The sequence below is a fragment of the Mesorhizobium sp. B2-3-10 genome (genome assembly GCF_006442275.1).
In the GTDB taxonomy this organism is placed as follows: domain Bacteria; phylum Pseudomonadota; class Alphaproteobacteria; order Rhizobiales; family Rhizobiaceae; genus Mesorhizobium; species Mesorhizobium australicum.
The window spans coordinates 1138232-1159765 of record NZ_VFVT01000001.1; the positions used below are offsets into that span (position 1 = coordinate 1138232).

General features: G+C 63.8%; 23 protein-coding genes and 1 riboswitch. Of the genes, 12 read left to right on the forward strand and 11 right to left on the reverse strand.

Going from position 1 to position 21534, the window contains the following annotated elements:
* Positions 1 to 169 precede the first annotated feature (169 nt).
* Both FJ943_RS05765 and FJ943_RS05770 read left to right on the forward strand, forming a co-directional pair.
* Positions 170 to 955: a methyltransferase domain-containing protein gene (locus FJ943_RS05765; RefSeq protein WP_015315516.1), complete on the forward strand. Its 786-nt coding sequence runs from the start codon at positions 170 to 172 to the stop codon at positions 953 to 955.
* A gap of 137 nt (positions 956 to 1092) precedes the next feature.
* Positions 1093 to 2916, forward strand: a complete 1824-nt coding sequence (locus FJ943_RS05770) for an ABC transporter ATP-binding protein/permease (protein ID WP_140720217.1) — start codon at positions 1093 to 1095, stop codon at positions 2914 to 2916.
* Between the two features lie 123 nt (positions 2917 to 3039).
* On the opposite strand, the gene FJ943_RS05775 is transcribed toward FJ943_RS05770, so the two are convergent.
* From FJ943_RS05775 to FJ943_RS05785, 3 genes are all read right to left on the reverse strand, one after another.
* Positions 3040 to 3975 (reverse strand): glycosyltransferase family A protein, encoded by a 936-nt coding sequence (locus tag FJ943_RS05775; protein WP_140616813.1) that lies wholly within the window; start codon positions 3973 to 3975, stop codon positions 3040 to 3042.
* A gap of 283 nt (positions 3976 to 4258) precedes the next feature.
* Positions 4259 to 4873, reverse strand: coding sequence for a methionine biosynthesis protein MetW (gene metW / locus FJ943_RS05780; RefSeq protein ID WP_015315519.1), 615 nt, complete (start codon positions 4871 to 4873; stop codon positions 4259 to 4261).
* Positions 4874 to 4994: 121 nt separating this feature from the next.
* A complete protein-coding gene (locus tag FJ943_RS05785; RefSeq protein WP_015315520.1) occupies positions 4995 to 6164 on the reverse strand; it encodes a homoserine O-acetyltransferase in 1170 nt (389 codons plus the stop codon).
* A gap of 117 nt (positions 6165 to 6281) precedes the next feature.
* Positions 6282 to 6359, reverse strand: a riboswitch (SAM riboswitch).
* Positions 6360 to 6497: 138 nt separating this feature from the next.
* Here FJ943_RS05785 and hisC point away from each other — a divergent pair.
* Both hisC and FJ943_RS05795 read left to right on the forward strand, forming a co-directional pair.
* On the forward strand, positions 6498 to 7607 hold the full coding sequence (gene hisC / locus FJ943_RS05790; protein WP_140720219.1) for a histidinol-phosphate transaminase: 1110 nt from the start codon (positions 6498 to 6500) through the stop codon (positions 7605 to 7607).
* 23 nt (positions 7608 to 7630) lie between these two features.
* Complete coding sequence (locus FJ943_RS05795) at positions 7631 to 8566, forward strand: prephenate/arogenate dehydrogenase family protein (RefSeq protein WP_181174495.1); 936 nt, start codon at positions 7631 to 7633, stop codon at positions 8564 to 8566.
* Here FJ943_RS05795 and FJ943_RS05800 read toward each other — a convergent pair.
* Together FJ943_RS05800 and FJ943_RS05805 are read right to left on the reverse strand one after the other, a co-directional pair.
* Positions 8563 to 9495 carry a sugar kinase gene (locus FJ943_RS05800; RefSeq protein WP_015315523.1) on the reverse strand — a complete coding sequence of 311 codons (933 nt, stop codon included), beginning with the start codon at positions 9493 to 9495 and terminating at the stop codon, positions 8563 to 8565. The two genes, FJ943_RS05795 and FJ943_RS05800, sit on opposite strands and share 4 nt — an antisense overlap.
* Before the next feature lie 3 nt (positions 9496 to 9498).
* Complete coding sequence (locus tag FJ943_RS05805; RefSeq protein WP_140720220.1) at positions 9499 to 10497, reverse strand: DUF2125 domain-containing protein; 999 nt, start codon at positions 10495 to 10497, stop codon at positions 9499 to 9501.
* Positions 10498 to 10632: 135 nt separating this feature from the next.
* On the opposite strand from FJ943_RS05805, the gene FJ943_RS05810 reads away from it, so the two are divergent.
* Complete coding sequence (locus FJ943_RS05810) at positions 10633 to 11154, forward strand: gamma-glutamylcyclotransferase (protein WP_015315525.1); 522 nt, start codon at positions 10633 to 10635, stop codon at positions 11152 to 11154.
* 123 nt (positions 11155 to 11277) lie between these two features.
* On the forward strand, positions 11278 to 12225 hold the full coding sequence (locus FJ943_RS05815) for an aldo/keto reductase (protein WP_015315526.1): 948 nt from the start codon (positions 11278 to 11280) through the stop codon (positions 12223 to 12225).
* Positions 12226 to 12291: 66 nt separating this feature from the next.
* On the opposite strand, the gene FJ943_RS05820 is transcribed toward FJ943_RS05815, so the two are convergent.
* A complete protein-coding gene (locus tag FJ943_RS05820) occupies positions 12292 to 13080 on the reverse strand; it encodes a 1-acyl-sn-glycerol-3-phosphate acyltransferase (protein ID WP_015315527.1) in 789 nt (262 codons plus the stop codon).
* 77 nt (positions 13081 to 13157) lie between these two features.
* Complete coding sequence (locus tag FJ943_RS05825; RefSeq protein ID WP_140720222.1) at positions 13158 to 14063, reverse strand: LysR family transcriptional regulator; 906 nt, start codon at positions 14061 to 14063, stop codon at positions 13158 to 13160.
* Between the two features lie 103 nt (positions 14064 to 14166).
* On the opposite strand from FJ943_RS05825, the gene FJ943_RS05830 reads away from it, so the two are divergent.
* Genes FJ943_RS05830 through FJ943_RS05840 form a run of 3 tightly spaced genes read left to right on the forward strand, consistent with a single transcriptional unit; the run spans position 14167 to position 15905 of the window.
* A complete protein-coding gene (locus FJ943_RS05830) occupies positions 14167 to 14718 on the forward strand; it encodes a carboxymuconolactone decarboxylase family protein (RefSeq protein ID WP_140720224.1) in 552 nt (183 codons plus the stop codon).
* Between the two features lie 58 nt (positions 14719 to 14776).
* Complete coding sequence (locus tag FJ943_RS05835; protein WP_015315530.1) at positions 14777 to 15247, forward strand: DUF1348 family protein; 471 nt, start codon at positions 14777 to 14779, stop codon at positions 15245 to 15247.
* 25 nt (positions 15248 to 15272) lie between these two features.
* Complete coding sequence (locus tag FJ943_RS05840; protein ID WP_015315531.1) at positions 15273 to 15905, forward strand: pyridoxamine 5'-phosphate oxidase family protein; 633 nt, start codon at positions 15273 to 15275, stop codon at positions 15903 to 15905.
* 6 nt (positions 15906 to 15911) lie between these two features.
* On the opposite strand, the gene FJ943_RS05845 is transcribed toward FJ943_RS05840, so the two are convergent.
* The 3 genes from FJ943_RS05845 to ftsE form a co-directional block, all read right to left on the reverse strand.
* The gene (locus FJ943_RS05845) at positions 15912 to 16637 is read right to left on the reverse strand and encodes a YdcF family protein (protein ID WP_140616823.1); all 726 of its coding nucleotides are present in this window, start codon (positions 16635 to 16637) and stop codon (positions 15912 to 15914) included.
* Between the two features lie 110 nt (positions 16638 to 16747).
* Positions 16748 to 17734, reverse strand: coding sequence for an ABC transporter permease (locus FJ943_RS05850; protein ID WP_140720226.1), 987 nt, complete (start codon positions 17732 to 17734; stop codon positions 16748 to 16750).
* Entirely contained in the window at positions 17727 to 18386 is a 660-nt protein-coding gene (gene ftsE, locus FJ943_RS05855; RefSeq protein ID WP_010911739.1) for a cell division ATP-binding protein FtsE, read from the reverse strand. The genes FJ943_RS05850 and ftsE overlap by 8 nt, the downstream gene beginning before the upstream one ends.
* 189 nt (positions 18387 to 18575) lie before the next feature.
* Between ftsE and FJ943_RS05860 the strand changes: the two genes are divergently transcribed.
* The 3 genes from FJ943_RS05860 (at position 18576) to FJ943_RS05870 (ending at position 20429) form a co-directional block, all read left to right on the forward strand.
* Positions 18576 to 19220 (forward strand): hypothetical protein, encoded by a 645-nt coding sequence (locus FJ943_RS05860; protein WP_140720228.1) that lies wholly within the window; start codon positions 18576 to 18578, stop codon positions 19218 to 19220.
* A 175-nt stretch (positions 19221 to 19395) separates the two neighbouring features.
* Positions 19396 to 19938: a hypoxanthine phosphoribosyltransferase gene (hpt, locus tag FJ943_RS05865; protein WP_015315535.1), complete on the forward strand. Its 543-nt coding sequence runs from the start codon at positions 19396 to 19398 to the stop codon at positions 19936 to 19938.
* A gap of 119 nt (positions 19939 to 20057) precedes the next feature.
* Positions 20058 to 20429 (forward strand): response regulator, encoded by a 372-nt coding sequence (locus FJ943_RS05870; protein WP_181166417.1) that lies wholly within the window; start codon positions 20058 to 20060, stop codon positions 20427 to 20429.
* Here FJ943_RS05870 and FJ943_RS05875 read toward each other — a convergent pair whose 3' ends face one another.
* Entirely contained in the window at positions 20430 to 21377 is a 948-nt protein-coding gene (locus FJ943_RS05875; RefSeq protein WP_140720230.1) for a DMT family transporter, read from the reverse strand.
* Positions 21378 to 21534: the final 157 nt, after the last annotated feature.

Here is a 21534-nt window from a genome sequence, read left to right on the forward strand (position 1 = left end):
CCGCAGACATAGGGCGCCGCTGCGTGAATGTCATCCCGGATGAGAAAGCGAATGTCATCCCGGATGGGAGCAAAGCGAATGTTATCGTGGGATGTCAAATTGACATCCGCCGTGCCGGCCGCTTTGGCCTTTTGTTGAATCCGGCTGACATCACGGCTACATCCCTGACATGCATTCCGACATCGTCGACCTTCGTTCCTTCTATTCGACAACGCTCGGCCGGTTCGCCGAGCGCTCGATCACCATGGCGCTGTCGTCGATATGGGCCGCGGTGCCCAATGAGCGGCTGGTCGGCCTGGGCTATACCTTGCCCTGGCTGGAACGCTTCGGCACCGACGCCGAGCGGGTCTTCGCCTTCATGCCAGCGACCCAGGGCGCCGTGGTCTGGCCGGCGGCCGGGCCAACGGCGACGGCCCTGGTGTTCGACGAGGAACTGCCGCTGGTCGATTCCTGCATCGACCGCATGCTGCTCGTCCATTCGCTCGAACACGTCGAAAACCCGCGTGAAACGCTGAACGAGATCTGGCGGGTGCTGTCGCCGGCCGGGCGCGTCGTCATCGTCGTGCCAAACCGGCGCGGTGTCTGGGCGCGCTTCGAACATACGCCGTTCGGCAATGGGCGGCCCTTCTCACGCGGGCAGCTCACCGAATTGCTGCGTGAGGCGAATTTCACGCCCGCCGCCTGGTCGGATGCGCTGTTCTTCCCGCCATCGCGGCGGCGTTTCATGATGCGCTTCCACAATGTGCTGGAGCGCGCCGGCCGGAGGCTGTGGCCGATCTTTTCCGGCGTCATTGTCGTCGAAGCGCAGAAACGGCTCTATCAAGGCGTGCCGGTGGCCCAGCGTGCGTCCCGCCGCGTCTTCGTGCCGGTGCTGTCGCCGCATGGCGCGACACGGCTCGGCCGGCGGGCCGAGGCAAGGGGTGTGGCATCGCCCCGGCAAGTGACACCTTCGTGATCGCGATGGAAACTTGCATCGCGCCGCGTCTTTCCGACCTATCTGTCGTGCTGGGCTCGCGGAGTGGTTGAGGGGCTGCCGCCGTCGGCTCCCTTCATCCGGTTTCAGCTTCGCTACTGAACGCAAGGACCTCGGCCATGGCTGATCAATTGGACAATCAGGCCACCATTCAGCCGGTCGCCGTCGCCAGCAGCCTGCGCGATCAGGTGGCGACGATCAAGCGGGCGCTGATCGGATCGCCGGTTCGCAAGTGGTTGCTGTGGACGTCGCTCGGCATCATGGGCGTCATTATCGCGACGTCGATCGGCCAGGTCTTGCTCAACCGCTGGAACCAGCCCTTCTACGATGCCCTCGCGCGCCGCGACATGGCGGCCTTCCTGCATCAGCTGATGGTCTTTGCCATGATCGCCGGCGGACTGCTGGTGCTCAATATCGGCCAGACCTGGCTCAACCAGATGATCCGGCTGAAGTTGCGCGAGGCGCTGACGCTGGACCTGATCGACCAATGGATGCGGCCGGCGCGCGCCTTCCGGCTGGCCAATGCCGGCGCCATCGGCGTCAATCCCGACCAGCGCATGCAACAGGATGCCGCGCATCTCTCGGACCTGTCGACCGATCTTGGTGTCGGCCTGCTGCAGTCGTTCATCCTGCTCGTGTCCTTTGTCGGTGTGCTGTGGGAACTGTCTTCGGGCTTCGTCTTCCACGTCAACGGCTGGTCGCTGGCGATACCGGGCTACATGGTTTGGGCCGCGTTCCTCTATGCCGGTACCGCCTCGTGGCTGAGCTGGCTGGTCGGGCGGCCGCTCATCAGCCTCAACAGCGACCGCTATACGCGCGAAGCGGAGCTGCGCTCCTCGATGGTGCGCGTCAACGAGAATGTCGATGCCATCGCGCTGTACCGTGGGGAGGATGACGCCAAGCGACGGCTGCAACTCGACCTCGGCACGGTGCTGGGCGCCATGCGGCGCATCTACACCGCCCAGATCAATCTGTCCTGGGTAACCGATACCTATGGCTGGATCACGGTCGTGGCGCCGATCCTGGTCGCCTCGCCGGTCTATTTCTCGGGGGATATCAGCTTTGGCGGGCTGATGATGGCGGTCGGGGCCTTCAACCAGGTCCACTCCTCCCTGCGTTGGTTCATCAACAACATCGGCAGCATTGCCGACTGGCGCGCCACGCTGATGCGTGTCGCCGACTTCCGCATCGCGCTCGATGAAACCGATGTGCTGCACGACAAGGAGAAGCGCATCGAATTCGCCGACAACGCCAATGGCAACCTGACGTTCGAGAAGCTTCAGGTGGCATCGCCGGACGGATGCACCAAGCTCGCCGACCAGCATGTCGAAATCCATGCCGGCGAGCGCGTCATGATCACCGGTGAACCGGGCGCCGGCAAGACGCTGTTCTTCCGCGCCATTGCCGGGCTGTGGCCGTGGGGCAGCGGGCGGATCGGCCTGCCGGCGGGGGAAACCATCATCTTCGTGCCGCGTGTGCCCTATTTGCCGGCCGGCACGCTGCGCGAGGTCCTCAATCACCCGAACGGGCGTGCGCCGGCGAACGACGCCGACATTTCAGCGGTGCTTGCCGAGGTCGGTCTTGGACGGCTGTCGTCGTCGCTCGACCGCGTCGGACGCTGGGACCATGAGTTGGGCGATGACGAACAGCGATTGCTGGGCGTGGCCAGGCTCGCCTTGCGACAGCCAAAATGGGTGATCATCGACGAAGCCATGGATGCGTTCGACGGACCCTCGCTGCGGCGCGTGCTGTCGCTGCTGGAGAAGCGCCTGCCCGGCGCCGCGATCATCAACATCGGGCGCGGCCAGCACAACAATCAGTTCTTCCCGCGTTCCCTGACGATCGTTAAGGATTCCGACGCGCCCGCGCTGAAACCTGCCCACGTCAGGGCGGGTGCCATCGAGCCGCCGCCAGCCGCGGCAAGCCTCCACCACAGGAAGTAGCAGTTTTTCCCCCGTTGCGGCCCGTTGCCTGGCCGCCAAGGCCCTGGCGGTCGGCATCTCGCTGCGGGACGAGAAGGAATGCGCCCTGCAACGCGCCGTGCTCGATCGCTGAGCTGTCGCCGGTCAGGCCGGTGGAATTCCAAACTTGCCACGAACTTCGTCGTAGAGGTCGCGCCGCCAGCGGCGGCCGTGGAGATAACCGTTGATCAGTTCCGGCAATGAATAACCAAGCGCGTCAGACGAGCGGTTGGCCATGTATCCCGCAAATGCCTGTGGTATTCGCCCCCGGAGAATATCGGCGATGATCTGCCGCGTGATCATAAAGGGAGGGACATGGGGGTAGGAGCGAGCGATGTGCGGATGCTTACTCATCAGGATCGCGTAGGCTTCGACATAGCCGTCCCTGCGGCCTGAAATCGAATTCTGCGAATTGTGCTTCGTCCAGTCGATATCTTCCGATAATTGCGCGCCGAAGCGCTGTGCGAAGCGCAGCAGAAGCTCGCGGTCCTGCATCCGGGGAATGTCGCTGTCATAGCCGCCGATGGCCAGCAAAGCCTCGCGCCTGGCTGTTATCGCCGATCCGGCTATGAAGGCCGTCTGCGCGACCACCGCCCGCTCCAGCATTGGCGGGTTCAGGAAAGCGCCGCGGTTGACGCAGGCGGTGCCGCGGCCACCCTTCACCGAGACATATGAGGAGAGCAGGACTTCGAGCGCTGGATTGTCGTCGAACCATGCCAGCGTCCGTTCGAGCCGGTGCGGCAGGAAGAGATCGTCCGAATCAAGAAAAGTCACCACGGGCGCCCGGGCTAGCTCGATGCCGGCATTCCTGGCGGCATTGGCGCCGCGCCACTTCGCGCCGACATAGATCAGCCGGGGGTCATGGATGCGGGCGAGCGCCGCCTCGGTCCCGTCCGTCGAACCATCGTCGACGACGATATGTTCAAATCGCGGCATGCTCTGGGAAAGCACGCTTTCGACGGCGCGGAGCACCGTTTCGCGCCGGTTGTGAGTCGGCGTGATCACCGTGACGAGGGGCGCCTGTTCGGTCTTCCCGATCATATCACGTCGGCCGCCTCCAGCGCGTAAACACCCTTCGCGCCAGGTCCTTTGATCATCGGGATGGCTAAATGGATCGGACTTCCCCCTGGATGGGCCTGATCGGATTCGGTGCGACGCTACAAAAAACAACCTGCCATGTCACCCCGTCGTGCCGTCGTTCGACCGACCAGGCATGATGAATTCCAGCTCATGGCGCTTCAACTGCAACACTTTCGCACCCGCTGAAAGACGCGCGGCCACCCTCAAGGATTGGCAGTCGCGCCTGCGGGCGACGCCCATTTCATTATCGCTTCAGCAGGAACACTGCTTGTTGGCCAAAGAAATTCCAGAACCACCATGGCATCGACAGGCCGATCTTCTGGCCGTTGGCGTCGAGCGCGGTCGCCTTCTCCACTGTCGCGCCAAGCTCTTCGCACAAATTGACGAAGTCTCGGATCGTGCAGAAGTGGATGTTGGGCGTGTCGTACCAGGAATAGGGCAGGTCGCTGGTCACAGGCATGCGGCCCTTGACGAACAGCGACAGGCGCACCCGCCAGTGACCGAAATTGGGGAAAGACACGATTGCCCGGTTGCCGATCCTGAGCAGCTCGTCGAGCACCAGCTTCGGGTTGCGGGTGGCCTGCAGGGTCTGGGACAGGACAACGAAGTCAAAGCCCTTGTCGGGATAGAATTCGAGATCGGTGTCGGCGTCGCCCTGGATGACACTGAGACCGCGCGCCACGCATTCGTTGACGCCACGCTGCGACAGCTCGAGTCCGCGACCGTCGACCTGCTTGGTGTCCTGCAGCAATTCGAGCAATGAGCCGTCGCCCGAGCCGACGTCGAGCACACGCGATTGCGGCGGGATGAGGTTGGCGACGACCTCGAGGTCGACGCGTTGGCTGCCGTTGACGCTCATGGCTTCGCCTCGTGGACGGCGCATGGCCTTGGTCCGAAACGTCTGCAACTTTTCGGGGTCATGGCTTCGCCGTCCTGTTTGGCGCATGAGCTTGATCCGAAACGTCTGCAACTTTTCGGGGTCATGCGCTGAGCCCCCTGGCGCGCGCGGCCGAGCCGATGAAGCCGTTGATGGCGGCAAACAGTTCCGGCTCGTCGAGCAGGAAGGCGTCGTGGCCGCGATCGGTCTCGATCTCGACGAAGGATACCGAGGCGCCGGCGGCGTTGAGTGCGTGGACGATGGAGCGGCTCTCTTCGGTCGGGAACAGCCAGTCCGATGTGAAGGACACCAGGCAAAAGCGGGTTTTCGTGCCGGCGAAGGCGTCGGCCAGCCGGCCGCCATGGTCGGCGGCGAGGTCGAAATAATCCATCGACCGCGTCATGTAGAGATAGGAGTTGGCATCGAAGCGGTCGACGAAGGTCATGCCCTGGTGGCGCAGATAGCTCTCGATCTGGAAGTCGGCATCGAAGCCGAAGGTCAGCGCTTCGCGGTCCTGCAAATTGCGGCCGAATTTGCGGTGCAGGGCGGCTTCCGACAGATAGGTGATGTGGGCGGCCATGCGCGCCACCGCCAGCCCTTTCTCCGGGCGCTTGCCGTGTTCGAAATATTTGCCGCCATGCCAGTCCGGATCGGCCATCACAGCCTGCCGCCCGACTTCGTGGAAGGCGATGTTCTGTGACGAATGGCGCGCCCCGGTGGCGATCGGCAGCGCCGAGAACACGCGCTCGGGATAGCTCGACGCCCATTCCAGAACCTGCATGCCGCCCATCGAGCCGCCGAGCACGCAGAACAGTTTCTCGATGCCGAAATGGTCGATCAGCATCTGCTGCGCGCGCACCATGTCGCGGATGGTGATGACCGGCAGGTCGAGGCCATAGGGTTTACCGGTGGCCGGGTTGGTCGAGGCCGGACCGGTGGAACCCAGGCAGCCGCCGATGACATTGGAGCAGATGACGAAGAAACGGCTGGTATCGATGATCCTGCCCGGTCCGATCAGCACTTCCCACCAACCGGGCTTGCCGGTTACCGGATTTGTGCTGGCGACATGCTGGTCGCCGGTCAGCGCGTGGCAGACGAGGATGGCATTGGAGCGGGCATCGTTCAGCGTGCCATAGGTCTGGTAGGCGATCTGGAACGGCGACAGCAGCGTGCCGGCGTCGAGCTTGAGCGGCTTGTCGGGTCCGAAACGCAACACCGGGCTCGACGGTTGGTCGGCCTCGTTGTTGGTCTTTCCTGCACGCAGAGCAGCCATCACGTCTCTCTTGCTGCACCGTGCGGTCGTGGAAATCGTTGCCGATCCCCGCCGCCGATGCGTCCGTCCGGCCGGTCGCGGACAACAAAAAACCGGCATTGCCTTCGCAAAGCCGGTTACGTCACGCAAACGGCCCTTTAGCGAATTGTTTAACGTGGCTGCAAGCCGACCGGCCAAATCACCACGGAACTGTCAATCGTCTTTCTAGAACCCGCCTGCCTCGCCGTCAATGGCGGCGGCTGGCACCACTGCCACCTCTCGACATTGCGTGCCATGGCTTGTATCTCCGCAGCGGCCTCCGGATGGAGGGGTTTTCGACGGATTTTGCAAGATATGAACCAGACACCGGATCAGGCACGTCCAACTCCGCGCGCGGGCATCATGGACATAGAGGCCTATGTGCCCGGCAAAAGCTCGGCGCCCGCCGGCGTCGCCAAGGTCTACAAGCTGTCGTCGAACGAGAATCCGCTTGGGCCTTCGCCGAAGGCGATCGAGGCCGCGCGCGAGGTCGCCGGCAAACTCGACATCTATCCCGACGGCAGCGCCAGGCGGTTGCGCGAGGCAATCGCCGAGGTGCATGGCCTCAACCCGCAAAACATCATCTGCTCCAACGGGTCGGACGAAATCCTCGGCCTGTTGGCGCAGACCTATCTCGCGCCCGGCGACGAGGCTATGTTCACCGAACACGCCTTCATGGTCTACAAGATCTACATCCAGTCGGCAGGCGCCACCCCGGTCGTGGTCAAGGAGACCGACGAGCGCGCCGACATCGACGCGATGCTGGCGGCCGTCACGCCGCGCACGAAAATCGTGTTCCTGGCCAATCCCAACAACCCGACCGGCACCTATGTGCCGTTCCAGGAGGTGCGCCGCCTTCATGCCGGACTGCCGGGAAACGTGCTCCTGGTGCTCGACGCGGCCTACGCCGAATATGTCCGCCGCAACGACTACGAAGCCGGCATCGAGCTGGCCGGCAGCGCCGAGAACGTGGTGATGACCCGCACCTTCTCCAAGATCGGGCTCGGCGGCGCGCGCATCGGCTGGATGTATGGTCCCCTGCATATCGTCGACGCCATCAATCGTGTACGCGGCCCCTTCAACGTCAATGCGACTGCGATCGAGGCCGGCATCGCCGCGATCCGCGACCGTGCCCATGTCGAGCGCAGCGTGGCGCATAACGAGACCTGGCTCACCTGGCTGAGCGGCGAAATGACCGGGCTCGGGCTGCGCGTGACGCCGAGCGTTGGCAATTTCCTGCTCATTCATTTTCCCGACGATCAGAAGCATTCCGCGGCGGCGGCTGACGATTATCTGAGCGCGCGCGGCTATATTCTGCGGCGCGTTTCAGGTTACGGCTTTCCCAACGCGCTTCGCATGACCGTCGGCACTGAAGAGGCCAATCGCGGCGTTGTCGCCGCGCTCACGACATTCCTGAAAAGCTAGAACGTCTAAAGAGCTGGAACACCATGGCATCACCGATGTTCGAAAAGATCGCGCTGGTCGGTATCGGCCTGATCGGCTCGTCTCTGGCCCGCGTCATCCGACGCGAGGGCTTGGCTCGCCATGTCGCCATCTCGACGCGCAGTGCGGCAACGCTCAAGCGAGCCGAGGAACTGGGCCTTGGCGATTCCTACACCATCGATGCCGGGGACGCGGTGCGTGATGCCGATCTGGTCGTTGTCTCGGTGCCGGTTGGCTCATCCGGCGCTGTAGCGGAGGAAATCGCGCCGGCGCTGAAAAAGGGGGCGATCCTCACCGATGTCGGCTCGACCAAGGCCTCGGTCATCGCGCAGATGCAGCCGCATGTGCCTGAAGGCGTCCATTTCATTCCTGGCCATCCGCTGGCGGGCACCGAAAAATCCGGCCCGGATGCCGGGTTTGCCGACCTGTTCGACAACCGCTGGTGCATCTTCACGCCGGTGCCGGGCACCGATCCGGAAGCGCTGGAACGGCTGTCGGAATTCTGGCGCCGCTGCGGCGCCAACATCGACACGATGGACCCGCAGCATCACGACATGACGCTGGCCATCGTCTCGCATCTGCCGCACATCATCGCCTACAACATCGTCGGCACCGCCGACGATCTGGAATCGGTGACCAAGACGGAAGTGATCAAATATTCCGCCTCCGGTTTTCGCGATTTCACGCGTCTGGCTGCCTCCGATCCGACCATGTGGCGGGACGTGTGCCTGCACAACAAGGATGCCATCCTGGAAATGTTGGCGCGGTTCTCGGAAGACCTGGCGTTCCTGCAGCGCGCCATCCGCTGGCGCGACGGCGACAAGCTCTTCGACCTGTTCACCCGCACCCGCGCCGTGCGCCGCTCGATCATCGAGGCGGGCCAGGATATCGACGCGCCCGATTTTGGCCGCCAGGCGGTCGAGCATCCGGCAAAGAGCTAGGTGATTTCAACCGGCCAGGCGGTTGCCATCATGGCGAGCGTCTCCGCCCGATCCGGCGCGCCCAGCCGGCCGCCGAAGCGCAGGCACTTGAGCGCGGCGGCCGCGCTGGCAAAGCGCAGTGCGTGCTCGACCGCCATGGCTTCCGCCAGCCCGACGGCAAAGGCGCCATGAAAGACATCGCCGGCGGCCAGCGTGTCGACCGCCTTGACCCTCGGTGCCTCGACATGGCGGGATGATCCGGCGCTTCGGTCGAACCACCAGGTACCCGCCGCGCCGCCGGTGACCGCGACGAACGCATCGGTGCGGGACGCCAAATCGGTGCAGGCGGTCTCCAGATCCAGCGCGTGGCCGCATATGATGCGGACCGCCGGCTCCGAGGCGACGATGTGCGAGGCGAGCGGCAATAGTCGCTCCAGTACCGCCAGGGGCGCGGTATCGGCATCGAGTATGGCTGGGCGGCCGGCGGCGCGCGCCGCCTTAAGGGCAAGCGCCGCGGCGCCCGGCCAGCGCACGTCGGCCAGTACGGCGTCGAATGCCGTTATGTCGGTGAACGGCAAAACCTCGGGATCGGCCTGCGCGCGCGCGTCGTAGAAAGGCACGATGATCCGCTCGCCATGCGCATCGACCAGGATCGAGGCCAGTGCCGAGCGGGCGCCGCTGACGCGGCGTACATGGCTGCAATCGACGCCCTCGGCCTCTATCCCGGCAATCAGCAGATCGCCGACCGGATCGTCGCCGGCGCTAGCCCATAGCGACACCTCGGCACCCAGGCGATGCGCGGCGCAGGCCGCGCTCGTCGCCATGCCCGAGGCGATCTGGATGCCGTCCGAGGCGATGAATTTTCCCTGATGCGTGGGCAGTGATTCGACACGAAGAATGGTGTCAAGCGTCAGTGCGCCGACGCTCAGCAGCTTTGCCGGCCCCGCCATCCGTTAGTTGACCGGTTTGATCTTGCCCAGCGGAATGAAGCCGAGGGAAGCCTTGCCCTTGACCACTTTCAGCGGCATGGACGGTTCGCTGCCAAGCAGCGCCAGGGCGCCAAAACCCTGCTCGATCGCATTCTTCTGCTCGGGTATGGCGCCGGCAAGAATAGATGCCACCGCCTTGGGATCCTTGATCCTGATCATCAGGTCGGCGTCGACGAGACCCTCGGCATCGACTGACAGCGGCCCGGAAACGGTGACGCGCGCCGTGCCGGACGACAGATCGAGGTTGCGGATTTCGATCCGCTGGCCGCGCAGGCTTTTCACCTGCGTGCCGATCAGCGCCACGCCGTTCTTCAGTGTCACGTCGCCGCTGGCATCGAGCGCCGGCAACATCCGCCCGCCGATCGCGTCGGCATCGATCTCGAGATCGCCAAAGCTGCCGACATAGTCGAGATCGCCGTTGTTGGGCTGCAATTGGCCTGACGCCTTGCCGGCACTGAACAGTTCCACCGGATCGGTGTCGTCGGCCGGGTCGGTCTGGCCCGACAGGCCCTCGGCCTGCAGCGCTACACGCCGGGGCAGCGGGTACCACAATTTGACGTTGGCCTGCAGATTGTCCCAGTCGATCCAGAGCGGCATCATGCCGGGGACGGAGGTCCGGAGTGGACCGCGTAGATTGGCAACAGGCGACAAGGGCTGGACGATCTGGGCGACGGCGTTGAAGGAGCCGGCCGAGGCAGCAATGCTCTTGGCGTCGTCCTCGTAGGCGAGGTTGTCGCAAGAGACGGCAAAGCTCAGTGGATAGCCACCGACCTGGAGGTTGGCGCAACCGGCCTCGATGCCGCTCTTGTTGAGCGTGGCAACCGCCTTGTCGGCCTCGGACCGGACCCTGTTGGCCAGATAGAACCAGCCGGCGCTGTAAATGGCGAACAGCACGAGGATGAACGCGGCAAGCCACCACAGACGGCGACGGTTACCCGGTTGGCGTTCGTCACTTGACGTCATGCTTTGGCTCTCATTAACGCATGGATGGTGTGGACGGATTCTCAGGGTCCGAACACTAGGTAGACAGAGACGGATGGAAAAAACACCGGTTACCGGTGCGGTGCTGCCATTCTTTTTGCAATCAGGCGCGGTGATATGGGCGATTTTTGGGTGTTCGGCTACGGTTCGCTGATCTGGCGGCCGGGTTTCGCTCATGTCGAGACACGACGCGCCCGCCTGCATGGCTATCGCCGCTCGCTCTGCGTCTATTCCTTCGTGCATCGCGGCACGCGCCAGCGGCCCGGACTGGTGCTTGGCCTCGACCATGGCGGCTCCTGCGTCGGCCTTGCGTACCGCGTCCCTGGCGAATTGCGCGACGAGGTCATTGCCTATCTGCGCGAGCGCGAACTCGTCACCAGCGTCTATCTCGAGCGGACGCTCAAGGTTCGCCTCGACGGCGGTGGCACGGTGGAAGCCGTGGCCTACGTCGTCGACCGCAAGCATGAGCAATATGCGGGCGCGCTGGACGCGGCGGAGGCGGCGGCCGTGGTGCGCGGCGCGGTCGGCCGATCCGGTGACAACGAGGATTATGTGCTGAGCACGCTGAAGCATCTGGAAGCGCTCGAGATTCGCGACCACTGGCTGGAGGATGTGGCGCACCGGATAGCGACTTTGTGAAGCGCTGGCTCCGCGGAAAAGGGTGGCCAGGCCTTTGACCTCGATGCGGCAAGACCTAGGTTAGGCTCCGAACCCAGCCAGCGGGCGGCATCCGCCCGGTCCCAATCACCACGGAGATCCGTCTTGCAGAAACGCCGTCTCGGTCGCACCGACCTTTCCATCGCGCCGCTGGTTCTGGGTGGCAATGTCTTCGGCTGGACCGCCGACGAGAAGACTTCTTTCGATCTGCTCGATCGCTTTGTCGGAGCCGGCCTCAATGCCATCGACACGGCCGACGCCTATTCGCGCTGGGTTCCCGGCAACAAGGGCGGTGAATCGGAAACCATCATCGGCAAATGGATGAAGGATCGTGGCAATCGCGACAAGGTCGTGGTGGTCACCAAGGTCGGCTCAGACATGGGGCAGGGCCACAAGGACCTGTCGGCCGCCTATATCGAAAAGGCTGTCGATGCATCGCTGAAGCGGCTGCAGACCGAATTCATCGACCTTTACCTGTCGCACTGGCCGGATCCGACCACGCCCTATGAGGAAACCCTCGGCGCCTATGAGAAACTGCTCGCCAAGGGCAAGATCCGCTATGCCGGCTGTTCCAACCTCGACGCCGGCCAGTTGCGCGCGGCACTTGACGTGGCAAGCCTGCGCGGCCTGCCGCGCTACGAGGTGCTGCAGCCGGAATACAATCTCTATGACCGCTCCTCCTTCGATGGCCCGCTGCGCGATCTCTGCGTGGCGGAGGATATCGGCGTCATCACCTATTTCAGCCTGGCCAAGGGCTTTCTCAGCGGCAAGTACCGCAGCGAGGCCGATCTCGGCCAAAGCGAGCGCGGCGGCGGGGTGAAAGACTACCTCAATGCGCGTGGCATGCGCATCCTGGCGGCGCTGGACGCGGTGTCGGCCAGGCATTCGGCCAAACAGGCGGAAGTGGCGCTTGCTTGGGTTATCGCGCGGCCCGGCGTCACCGCGCCGATCGCCAGTGCGACCAAGCCTGAGCAGATGGACAGCCTGATCCGCGCGGCGTCGCTGAAGCTGTCCGCGGACGATATGGCCGAACTCGACAAGGCCGGCGCCTGAGGCTGCGACGCTGGTGCTGACCACGGTGCTGGCGGTGTACGGCTGACGGCCCGTGGTCAGGAGGCTTCAGGCCTTCGCGCCGAGCTCCCGAAGCCGTTTCACCGCCGTTGGCGGCAGGGCCGGCGGGTTGGATGCGCGAGATGCCTCGAGGAGAAGCTGGTCGCAGGCAGCTTCGGTCTCACCGATCAGCCGCGCCATGAACTCGTCCTTGCCTAGGCCAGGCGGTATAGGCGGCAGGAAGCGCGCCTTGACGGTGCCGGGATAGCGCAGGAACTTGCGGCGCGGCCAATAGAGGCCAGCGACATGGGCGACCGGCACGACCGGAACGCCAAGCTGCGAATAGATTTCGACGATGCCGTATTTATAGGCCGGCTCGTCGCCCGGCGCCCGGCGCGTGCCCTCGGGATAGATGATCAGCTGGCGCGGGTTGCGCGCCATTTCTTCCTTGGTCGCCGCAACCACCGCCTTCAAGGCCTTGGAACGGCTGCCGCGATGCACCGGGATCATCCGCATCTTCAAGATGTACCAGCCGAAAAAGGGGATCCAGGTCAGCTCGCGCTTGAGGATGTAGAGCGGGTCCTGGAGGAAGGGGAAGAAGGCGATGGCGTCCCAGAAAGACTGGTGCTTGGGCGCCAGGATGAAGGAACCCTCGGGCAGGTTTTCCTGCCCGGTGATGTCGTTTTTGGTGCCGGCGATCTTGTCATAGAGCCACATCGAGGTGCGCGACCAGAATTTCGGCACGAACCAGGCGCGGTGGCGGGGCGACAGGAAATAGTACGGGGTCCAGAGGATCATCTGGACGATCAGATTGACGTAGAAGACGAAATTGAACGCCAGCGATCTGACATAGAGCATGGGGGAGGTCCGGTGAGGAAGTGTGCGTTGGTTACACCAAGCGCGGAGAAAAAGGAAACGGTGCGATACTGCCCGTCCTACCAGGTCGCCTGCGCCAGGCGTTCCCTCAGGCGGGGGGCGGCGAAGTCGAGGAAGGCGCGCAGTTTCACCGGCAGCCGGCCCTGGCCCGCATGCACCAGGTTTACCGGCCAAGGCTCGGGTTCGAAATCCCTGAGCACGGGGCGCAGTGTTCCCGAGCGTGCGGCGGCGACAATCTGGTAGGAAAGCACCCGTGTCACTCCGACACCGGCGATCGCCGCATCAATCGCCGCCTCGGCGGTGTTGACCCGGAGCCTTGATCGGACCGGCACGACAAAATCAGCCTTGTCCACGGTGAAGGTCCAGGTGGCGAGCGAGCCAAGGCCCTCGAAGGTAATGCAGCTGTGCGCCTCGAGATCTCCTGGAGTTTCTGGAATGCCGCGTCCGGCCAGATAGGCAGGGCTCGCGCAGACAACATGACCGATCGAACCGACCCTGATGGCGACCATGCGCGAATCCGGCAGCCTGCCGATACGGACGGCGAGGTCGATATGATCCTCGGCCAACTGGCTTATCCTGTCGCCGAGCGTCAGGCGGATATCCACCAGGGGATAGGCGGCGAGGAAGTCGGTGACGACCGGTAGCACGTGAAGGCGGCCGAAGACGATCGGCGCGGTGACGATCAATTCCCCTGTCGGGGCGCTGTATTCGCCGCCGGCGGTGCGTTCGGCGTCGCCGACCTCGTCGAGGATGCGGCGGCAGGCAGTGAGATAGGCATGGCCGGCGTCGGTCAGTGTCAGCCGCCGCGTCGAGCGGTTCAACAGGCGTGTCTTCAGGTACCGCTCCAGTTCGGAGACCTTGCGGCTGACTGTTGCCAACGGAACGTCCGAATGGCGCGCGGCGGCGGAAAGGCTGCCGCCCTCCGCCGCCGCGACGAAAAGGGACATGGCTTCGAGACGATCCATCATTTCTTCCAGAAAATGGAAGGGTTGGTTGCAAATATGGCATCTACATCCGCAACATGGAAGGCTGCATATAACGGGGGCACACCTCAACCAGGAAATCTCTATGCTCCGCATCGCTACGCCTTCGTCCATCGCTGCCGCTCCCGCCGCCGCGCAGCCCATGCTGCAAGTGGTGGAAAAACAGCTTGGTGTCGTGCCGAACCTGTTTCGGATGGTCGCCAACAGTCCGGCGGCGCTGGAAGGCTATCTCGGCATGATGGGCGCGCTGGCCAGGGGCCGGCTTCCGGCGCCGACGCGCGAGCGCATCGCGCTGGCGATCGCCGAGATCAATGGCTGCAACTACTGCCTGTGCGCGCACACCTATCTCGGCAAGACGCTCGCAAGCCTCGACGATGCCGAGATGATGGCCAATCGCCATGGCGGCTCGATGGACCCCAAGGCAGCCGCGGCGGTGGGTTTTGCCGCCCGGGTTGCGCAAAGCCGCGGACATGTCGCCCAGGAGGATATCGCCGCTGTCAGGCTCGCGGGCTATGACGACGGAGAGATCATCGAGATTGTCCAGCATGTCGCCCTGAACGTCTGGACCAACTATATCAATGAGGTTGCCCAGACCGAGATCGATTTTCCGGTTGTTTCCGCCCGCAATGCTGCCTGAATCCGGATAGGAGCGGCGATGCCCGCCGGTCCCCACCTCATGCCGCAGAGGAAATCCCATGTCTGAGAGCCGCCCGCCGCTTCCGCCCTTCACCGCCGAGACGTCAGCCCAGAAAGCGCGCATGGCCGAGGATGCCTGGAACTCGCGCGATCCGGCGCGGGTGGCGCTCGCCTATACGGCGGACAGCCGTTGGCGCAACCGCGCCGAGTTCCTGCAAGGCCGCGATGCCATCCAGGCGTTCCTGACGCGCAAATGGAGCCGCGAACTCGACTACCGGCTGATCAAGGAGGTCTGGGCCTTCCACGGCAACCGCATCGCCGTGCGCTTCGCCTATGAATGGCGCGACGACAGCGGCTCATGGTTCCGCAGCTACGGTAACGAGAACTGGGAATTCGACGACCACGGGCTGATGCGGCTGCGCATCGCCAGCATCAACGACCTGCCGATCGCCGAGGCCGAGCGCAAATATCACTGGCCGCTCGGCCGGCGGCCGGACGACCATCCGACGCTGTCGGAGCTCGGTCTTTAGAAGCATTCAGGCAAAGGAGGTTTCGATGAACGCACACGCTTTTACCAGCGATGTCGCCTTCACGCCGACGGTCAAGGCGATCCAGGCGCGCAAGGGCTCGCGCCAGTCCTACGCCCGCGTCGAGGAGCGCGGCGGCTGGCAGTCGGCGATCACACCGGACCTCGCCGCATTCATCGAAATGCAGACCAGCATCTTCCTGTCGACGGCCAATGGCGATGGCCAGCCCTACATCCAGCACCGCGGCGGCCCTGCCGGCTTTCTCAAGGTGCTCGACGAGAAGACAATCGGCTTCGCGGATTTTTCCGGCAACAGACAATTCATCACGCAGGGCAATCTGGCCGACAATCCGAGGGCCTTCCTGTTCCTGATCGACTACATGATGCGCCAGCGCATCAAGATCTGGGGTACGGCGCGCGTTGTCGAGGACGATGCCGAGTTGACGACGAGGCTGATGCCGCCGGACTACAAGGCGCGTCCCGAGCAGATCATCCTGTTCACCGTCTCGGCATGGGATGCCAATTGCCCGCAACATATACCGCAGCGCTTCGAGGCGGCTGATGTGGCAGCCGCGCTTGGCGAGCGCGACCGGCGCATCCAAGACCTTGAACAAGAGATCGCGCGCCTCAAGGGCGTTTCAGGGGCTGTCGCCAAGCAATGACGCGGCTCAGCCGCCGGCGGCGGTCTCGGCCAGGGCGATTCCCTCAGGCGTCGGCTTCACCGGGATAAACCCGCGAGCCAGCGCCAGCAGGTACTTGGTGTATTCGGTGAACAGCACGCGCACCGCGCGCGGCTTGGTCAGCCAACTGCCATTATCCAGGTTGGAATTGACCACCGGGTAGGGTTCGAGCTTGGCGCCATGCAGCAGCCGGCCCATCTCCAAAAGGCTGCGCGGCATGTGATAATTGTTGGTGACCAGGATCACCGTGCCATAGGCATGGTTTTCCACCCATTTGGCGCTTTCCTCGGCATTGCCGATCGTGTCGAGCGCGGCGCGATCGATGTCGACACAGCAGGAAAACAGTTTCTTGTCGCCGCCGGTGGCCGCCTGAAGCTGGCGCCGGCTGGCCGAGGGGTGCACGCCGCTGATCAAGAGCCGCTCGCCCTTGCCGGATGCGAGCAGCTCCATCGCGGCGTCGAGGCGCGACTGGCCGCCGGTCAGCACAATGATGGCGTCGGCCTTGGCAGGGTTGGCGGGCGTGGTCAGATGACTAACCTTGCTGGCGAACCAGCCAAAGCCGCCAGCGAACACTGTTGCAAGCACAAGTAGGGAGAGAGCGGAGAAGCGCAGGGCGGTCCTTAGATGGCTAACCCTGCCACGGCCGCGCCAACGGTCAACCACCACTGGCAACTGTCCAGCCGTCCCGGTCGAATCCCGCACGTCCATGGTCATATAGTTAATCCTCAAATGCGGCCTTTGATAGGTAAAAGACGCACTTTGCGTTACGCGAATTCTCTATCCGTGATCCGCCCTGTTTCCATTCAAGCCAAGACGAGGTCCTTTCATGCATCGGGTTGGCGAACGTCGATGTCGCTGAGATAGGCAACGACGGTGACGTGCGAGGTTGCCGCCGTCAGCGCGCCAATCACCAGCACCATCAGGACGACGCCTGCGTAACCCGCCGAGCCGATGGCGAAGTTGCCGAACAAAGCAGTCGCCTGATCGGCCTGCGGCGTTGCCATGTTGCGTGACGACCACCAGGAGAACACGATGAAGACGAGCACCGCCGCCGCTCCGCCGGCGGCCGCGCCCTTCATGCCGGTGACCAGGAAATGCCGGCGGAATTCGCGTGCGATGAAGCGCGCTTCGGCGCCGACGAAATGCAGCACCTCGATGATGTGGCCGTTGCCGTCCATTGCCCCACGGGTCGCGAACACGACGGTCAGCACCGTCGCCGACAGCATCAGGGCCAGAACGGCAACGCCTATGGTCACCGTGGTGCGGGCCATGGCCACCAGCCGGTCGACCCAGGTGCGGTGGTCGTCGAGCGATGCACTCGGCAGTTTCGGCGTGATCGCGGCGCGCATGGCGGCGAAGTCAGGCGGGCTGCTCTCGTCGATGGTGACGATGATCAGGCGCGGCACGGGCAGGTCGTCGATGTTGAGGCCCGAACCCAGCCAGGGCTCCAGCAGCCTTGCGGTCGCTTCGCGGTCGATGATCCGGGTCGACTTCACGCCAGGGAATTCACCGGCGATCCGTGACGCCTGGGTAAGCGCCGCCTCCATGTCGAGGCCGTCGGCCGGCTTGATCTGGATCGTCGCCTCGCGCGAGATCTGGTTTTCCCAAACCGAGGCTGTGTCGCGCACCAGGGTCACCGCGCCGAAGGTCAGGCAGGACAGGAAAGTCATGATGGCGATGACCAGCACCAGCGCGCGGCCGGCAATGTTTTGCGCCGGCACGATCGGCGCCATCTTGCGTTGCGCGCGCGGCCTCGCCTCCACCGCCTCGGCATCCTGCTCCTCGAAATGGTCGGCCGACAGCTCAGTCATAGATATCAAGCCTTCCGCCGGCCAGGATCATGCGGCGCGCGTCGACCTGCTCCATCAGGCCAAGGTCATGCGTGGCGATCACAACGGCGGTGCCAAGCCGGTTGAGCTCGATGAACAGCCGCAGCAGCCGCCGCGCCAGCGGCGGATCGACATTGCCGGTCGGCTCGTCGGCGAGCAGGATCTCCGGCTGCTCGATCAGGGCGCGCGCGATCGCGGCGCGCTGCTTCTCGCCTCCGGACAGGACCGGCGGCAGCACATGCATGCGCTCGCCCAGCCCCACCCATTTCAACAACTCGGTGACGTCGGTGCGGTAGCTCGCTTCCTCGCGCCCGCGCACGCGCAGCGGCAGCGCGACATTCTCATAGGTGGTCATGTGGTCGAGCAGGCGAAAGTCCTGGAACACCACGCCGATGCGGCGGCGCAGATGCGGCAGTTCGGTGCGCGAGATGCGCGAGCGGTCCTTGCCGAAGATGGTGATCAGTCCACGCGTCGGTTTCAGCGACATGAACAAAAGGCGCAGCAATGTCGTCTTGCCGGCACCCGAAGGCCCGCTCAGGAACTGGAAGGAGCGCTCCGGTATGTGCAGGGAGATGTCGCGGAGGATTTCCGGACCCATGCCATAGCGGAGGCCGACATTTTCGAAGCGAATCAATTTCGACGACCTGAATTTCCTGGCCGCGGCGAACCGGCCTGTTTTGTGAAAAGACCATCGGCCGGCATGGTTAACCGGCGGTTAATTCCTGGCTCGTTTAGGCTCTTCAAGAGGGCTCCGGTGGGGAAGCGTTAACCATTTGTGTTTACGCAAAAGAAACGAAAAGCGAACACGCGCAATACTGGGGCCATGATGGCTGACGAACGAACCGCGCGCCCGGTTTCCGGCGAAATCATGACCGATCCCGCGGCAATTGCCGCAGCGGACCGGATCTTGCGCGCCCCGGCGGCTGATATCATCGATGCGGATTATATGGTGTTGCCGCGGCCGGCCCCACCAGTCGGAAATGTGACGCCGCTGCCGCGTGCGATTGTCCCCCCGGCCATCGAAGGCATGGACATGCTGCGCAAGCCGGAAATGCCAGCGGAACGGCCGCCGGCCTCGCGCGGCGGTCCGATCTTCTGGATCGCCGGCATCGGCGCCGCCCTTGCCGCCTTCTGGGTCTCGGGCGGCCATGCGCTGGTGCGCCAGGCACCGTTCCTGCCCGGCGCGCAAGCGTCGGCGCTGACCATTTCAGGCGTGACGTCACGCATCGATGCCTCCGGCGCCAATCCGGTGCTGTTCGTCGACGGCGAGGCCGCCAATGACGGGACGAGGCCCGCGACAATGCCGCCACTCGAAATCCGGGTGACGGGCATTGACGGCCGGACAACCCGCTGTACGCTGGGGACATCTGGCCATTCGCTGGCATCGGGCGAAAGATTCGGCTTTGCCAGCCGGCTCGACGTGCCTAAGAACGGGGTAAGGACCGTTTTGGTCACCTTCGCCGAATAGCGTGTGTCGATATTCAGGTGAAGCCGGCCTGCAAACGGTGGTTCCCTGCGCTTCCGGTGCTCACGTACGCTCCGCTCCGGTTCTCGGAAACCACTGCTTTCGGCTCGGTCTGACCTGACTCTCAACACACGCTCGGTGTGAAGGCGTTTCGGAAAAAAACTGGAGGGGGCGAGAAATGCCAAACGTGCGCGGCAAGGACATCGAAGTCCTGTTTTCGGCATCGGCGATCGCGCGGCGCAATCTCGAACTCGCCAAGGAGATCGCCGGGCACGATTATCACGATCTCCTGGTGATTTCGGTGCTGAAAGGCTCGTTCATCTTCGCCGCCGACCTGATCCGCGCCATGCATGATGTCGGCCTGTCGCCGGAAGTCGAGTTCATCTTCATCTCCAGTTATGGCGCCGGCACAACCAGCGGCGAGGTGAGGGTGCTGCGCGACATCGACAACGAGGTTGCAGGCCGTGACGTGCTGTTGATCGACGACATTCTGGAATCGGGCAAGACGCTGAGCTTCACGCGCGACCTGATGCTGTCGCGTGGCGCGAAAAGCTGTTCCATCGCCGTGCTGCTCGACAAGCGCATGCGCCGCCAGACCGCGCTCAATGCCGATTATGTCGGCTTCGACTGCCCCGATTATTTCGTCGTCGGCTATGGCATGGATGTGGCGCATGCTTTCCGTGAATTGCCGTTCGTGGGTGTGGTGAAAGGCGATGTGTAAGGCGAGTGCCTCGCACCGGTGAATCCTGAAAAAGGCCTTAACGGTGTCAGGAAAATTAGTCTGGGCGAGCGCCTGGGTTTTCAGGAAAAGTCAACGTTTCGCCACCAAATATGCCGGCCATGGCAAAGCTTTTGATCGTCGAGGACGATGAGTCCGTCCGCACCCTCGCAGCCCGCGCGCTCGAACGCGCCGGGCACGCAATCGATATCGCCGCCGATGGCGCGCAGGGGCTTTCGCTGATCCGCGCCGCAAAAGGCGGGTACGATCTCGTCGTCTCCGACATACGCATGCCGGAGATGGACGGCATCGAGATGGCGGTTGCGGCAGCCGCGCTTTTTCCCGCGATGAAGATCATGCTGATGACCGGCTATGCCGACCAGCGCGAGCGCGCCGAGGAATTGAACGGCATCATCCTCGATGTCGTGCAAAAACCCTTCACGCTGGCCGAGATCCGCTCTCGGGTCGAACGGGCGCTGATCTGCTTCGCCTGATCAGGCTGGATCCCTGGCCACAAGAGCCGGTGCCGGGCTGGCGCGGCGCTCGGTGTTGAGCGCCAGCAGGCCGGCGCCGATGATGAGCGCGGCGCCGATCACCGTCGCTGACCTGGGCACCTCGGCGAAGAACAGGAAGCCCCACAGCGGCGACCACAGGATGCCGGTATATTCGAAGGTGGCGACGCGGTTGGCCGGCGCCAGCCGGTAGCCTTGCGAGAGCAGGATCATGCCGGCCGAGGCGACGAAACCGCAGGCGGCCATCTTGAGAAAATCCGGCAGCGTCGGCCAGATCCATGGTCGCACCAGGAATTCGAGGCTCGGGTGGACGGCGTGGGTTATGCCCGCAATGTGAAACGTGCCGGCGACGACGGCCGCGCCGGTAAGATAGGCGCCGTTCTGGTAGAAGGCCATGACAGTGGACGATTCGGTATCGCTGATCTTGCGAGCCATCAGCTGCGAGAAGGCGTAGAGCACGGCCGAGCCCAGCGACAGCAAGGCCGCCCAGTCGAACAGTCCGGCGCCGGGGCGCAGCATCACCAGAACGCCAAGCATGCCGATCAGCACGGTCGACAGCGTCCGCCAGGAAACGCGCTCGCCGAGATAGGGGCCGGCCATCGCCATGATGCAGAGCGGCGCCATGAAATAAAGCGCCACGGCGTCGGCCAGCGGGAGGGCGGCGATGGCCAGGTAATAGACCGTGTAGGAGGTGAACTGGATGAAGGCGCGTATCGTCAGCAGGCCGAACCGTTTCGACAGGATTGCCCGCAGCCCGACATCGGCGTGAACCAGAACGATCAGGATCGGCAAGGCTACGATCGAGCGGATCGCCATCACCTCGGTCACCGGGTAGCCGCTCGACACGGCTTTGACGAGCGGATCCTGCAGCGAGAAGACCAGCACGCCCAGGCACAGGCTCAGGATGCCACGCACCATCCTATTCTGCATCCGTTCAGGCTCCCGCGCATCCGATCCGGCGACGCTCACCAGATCAAAAAGAACCCGCCACCGTTTTCGGGTAGCGGGCACGAGTGAGGACTCTCGATTGGTCCGCAGCCGATTTCGCGACTGCATATCCAATGGGTGAGGCGATTATCGTTCGGCA

Bases quoted from the DNA above. Each gene is read 5' to 3' on its own strand.
- FJ943_RS05860 (WP_140720228.1), top strand. From the start codon at position 18,576: ATGATGGCTGACGAACGAACCGCGCGCCCGGTTTCCGGCGAAATCATG.
- FJ943_RS05830 (WP_140720224.1), top strand. From the start codon at position 14,167: ATGCTCCGCATCGCTACGCCTTCGTCCATCGCTGCCGCTCCCGCCGCC.
- FJ943_RS05850 (WP_140720226.1), bottom strand. From the start codon at position 17,734: ATGACTGAGCTGTCGGCCGACCATTTCGAGGAGCAGGATGCCGAGGCG.
- FJ943_RS05835 (WP_015315530.1), top strand. From the start codon at position 14,777: ATGTCTGAGAGCCGCCCGCCGCTTCCGCCCTTCACCGCCGAGACGTCA.
- metW (WP_015315519.1), bottom strand. From the start codon at position 4,873: ATGAGCGTCAACGGCAGCCAACGCGTCGACCTCGAGGTCGTCGCCAAC.
- FJ943_RS05810 (WP_015315525.1), top strand. From the start codon at position 10,633: ATGGGCGATTTTTGGGTGTTCGGCTACGGTTCGCTGATCTGGCGGCCG.
- FJ943_RS05805 (WP_140720220.1), bottom strand. From the start codon at position 10,497: ATGACGTCAAGTGACGAACGCCAACCGGGTAACCGTCGCCGTCTGTGG.
- FJ943_RS05800 (WP_015315523.1), bottom strand. From the start codon at position 9,495: ATGGCGGGGCCGGCAAAGCTGCTGAGCGTCGGCGCACTGACGCTTGAC.
- FJ943_RS05870 (WP_181166417.1), top strand. From the start codon at position 20,058: ATGGCAAAGCTTTTGATCGTCGAGGACGATGAGTCCGTCCGCACCCTC.
- hpt (WP_015315535.1), top strand. From the start codon at position 19,396: ATGCCAAACGTGCGCGGCAAGGACATCGAAGTCCTGTTTTCGGCATCG.
- FJ943_RS05825 (WP_140720222.1), bottom strand. From the start codon at position 14,063: ATGGATCGTCTCGAAGCCATGTCCCTTTTCGTCGCGGCGGCGGAGGGC.
- FJ943_RS05840 (WP_015315531.1), top strand. From the start codon at position 15,273: ATGAACGCACACGCTTTTACCAGCGATGTCGCCTTCACGCCGACGGTC.
- FJ943_RS05770 (WP_140720217.1), top strand. From the start codon at position 1,093: ATGGCTGATCAATTGGACAATCAGGCCACCATTCAGCCGGTCGCCGTC.
- FJ943_RS05820 (WP_015315527.1), bottom strand. From the start codon at position 13,080: ATGCTCTATGTCAGATCGCTGGCGTTCAATTTCGTCTTCTACGTCAAT.
- FJ943_RS05795 (WP_181174495.1), top strand. From the start codon at position 7,631: ATGGCATCACCGATGTTCGAAAAGATCGCGCTGGTCGGTATCGGCCTG.
- FJ943_RS05785 (WP_015315520.1), bottom strand. From the start codon at position 6,164: ATGGCTGCTCTGCGTGCAGGAAAGACCAACAACGAGGCCGACCAACCG.
- FJ943_RS05845 (WP_140616823.1), bottom strand. From the start codon at position 16,637: ATGACCATGGACGTGCGGGATTCGACCGGGACGGCTGGACAGTTGCCA.
- hisC (WP_140720219.1), top strand. From the start codon at position 6,498: ATGAACCAGACACCGGATCAGGCACGTCCAACTCCGCGCGCGGGCATC.
- FJ943_RS05875 (WP_140720230.1), bottom strand. From the start codon at position 21,377: ATGCAGAATAGGATGGTGCGTGGCATCCTGAGCCTGTGCCTGGGCGTG.
- FJ943_RS05775 (WP_140616813.1), bottom strand. From the start codon at position 3,975: ATGATCGGGAAGACCGAACAGGCGCCCCTCGTCACGGTGATCACGCCG.
- FJ943_RS05765 (WP_015315516.1), top strand. From the start codon at position 170: ATGCATTCCGACATCGTCGACCTTCGTTCCTTCTATTCGACAACGCTC.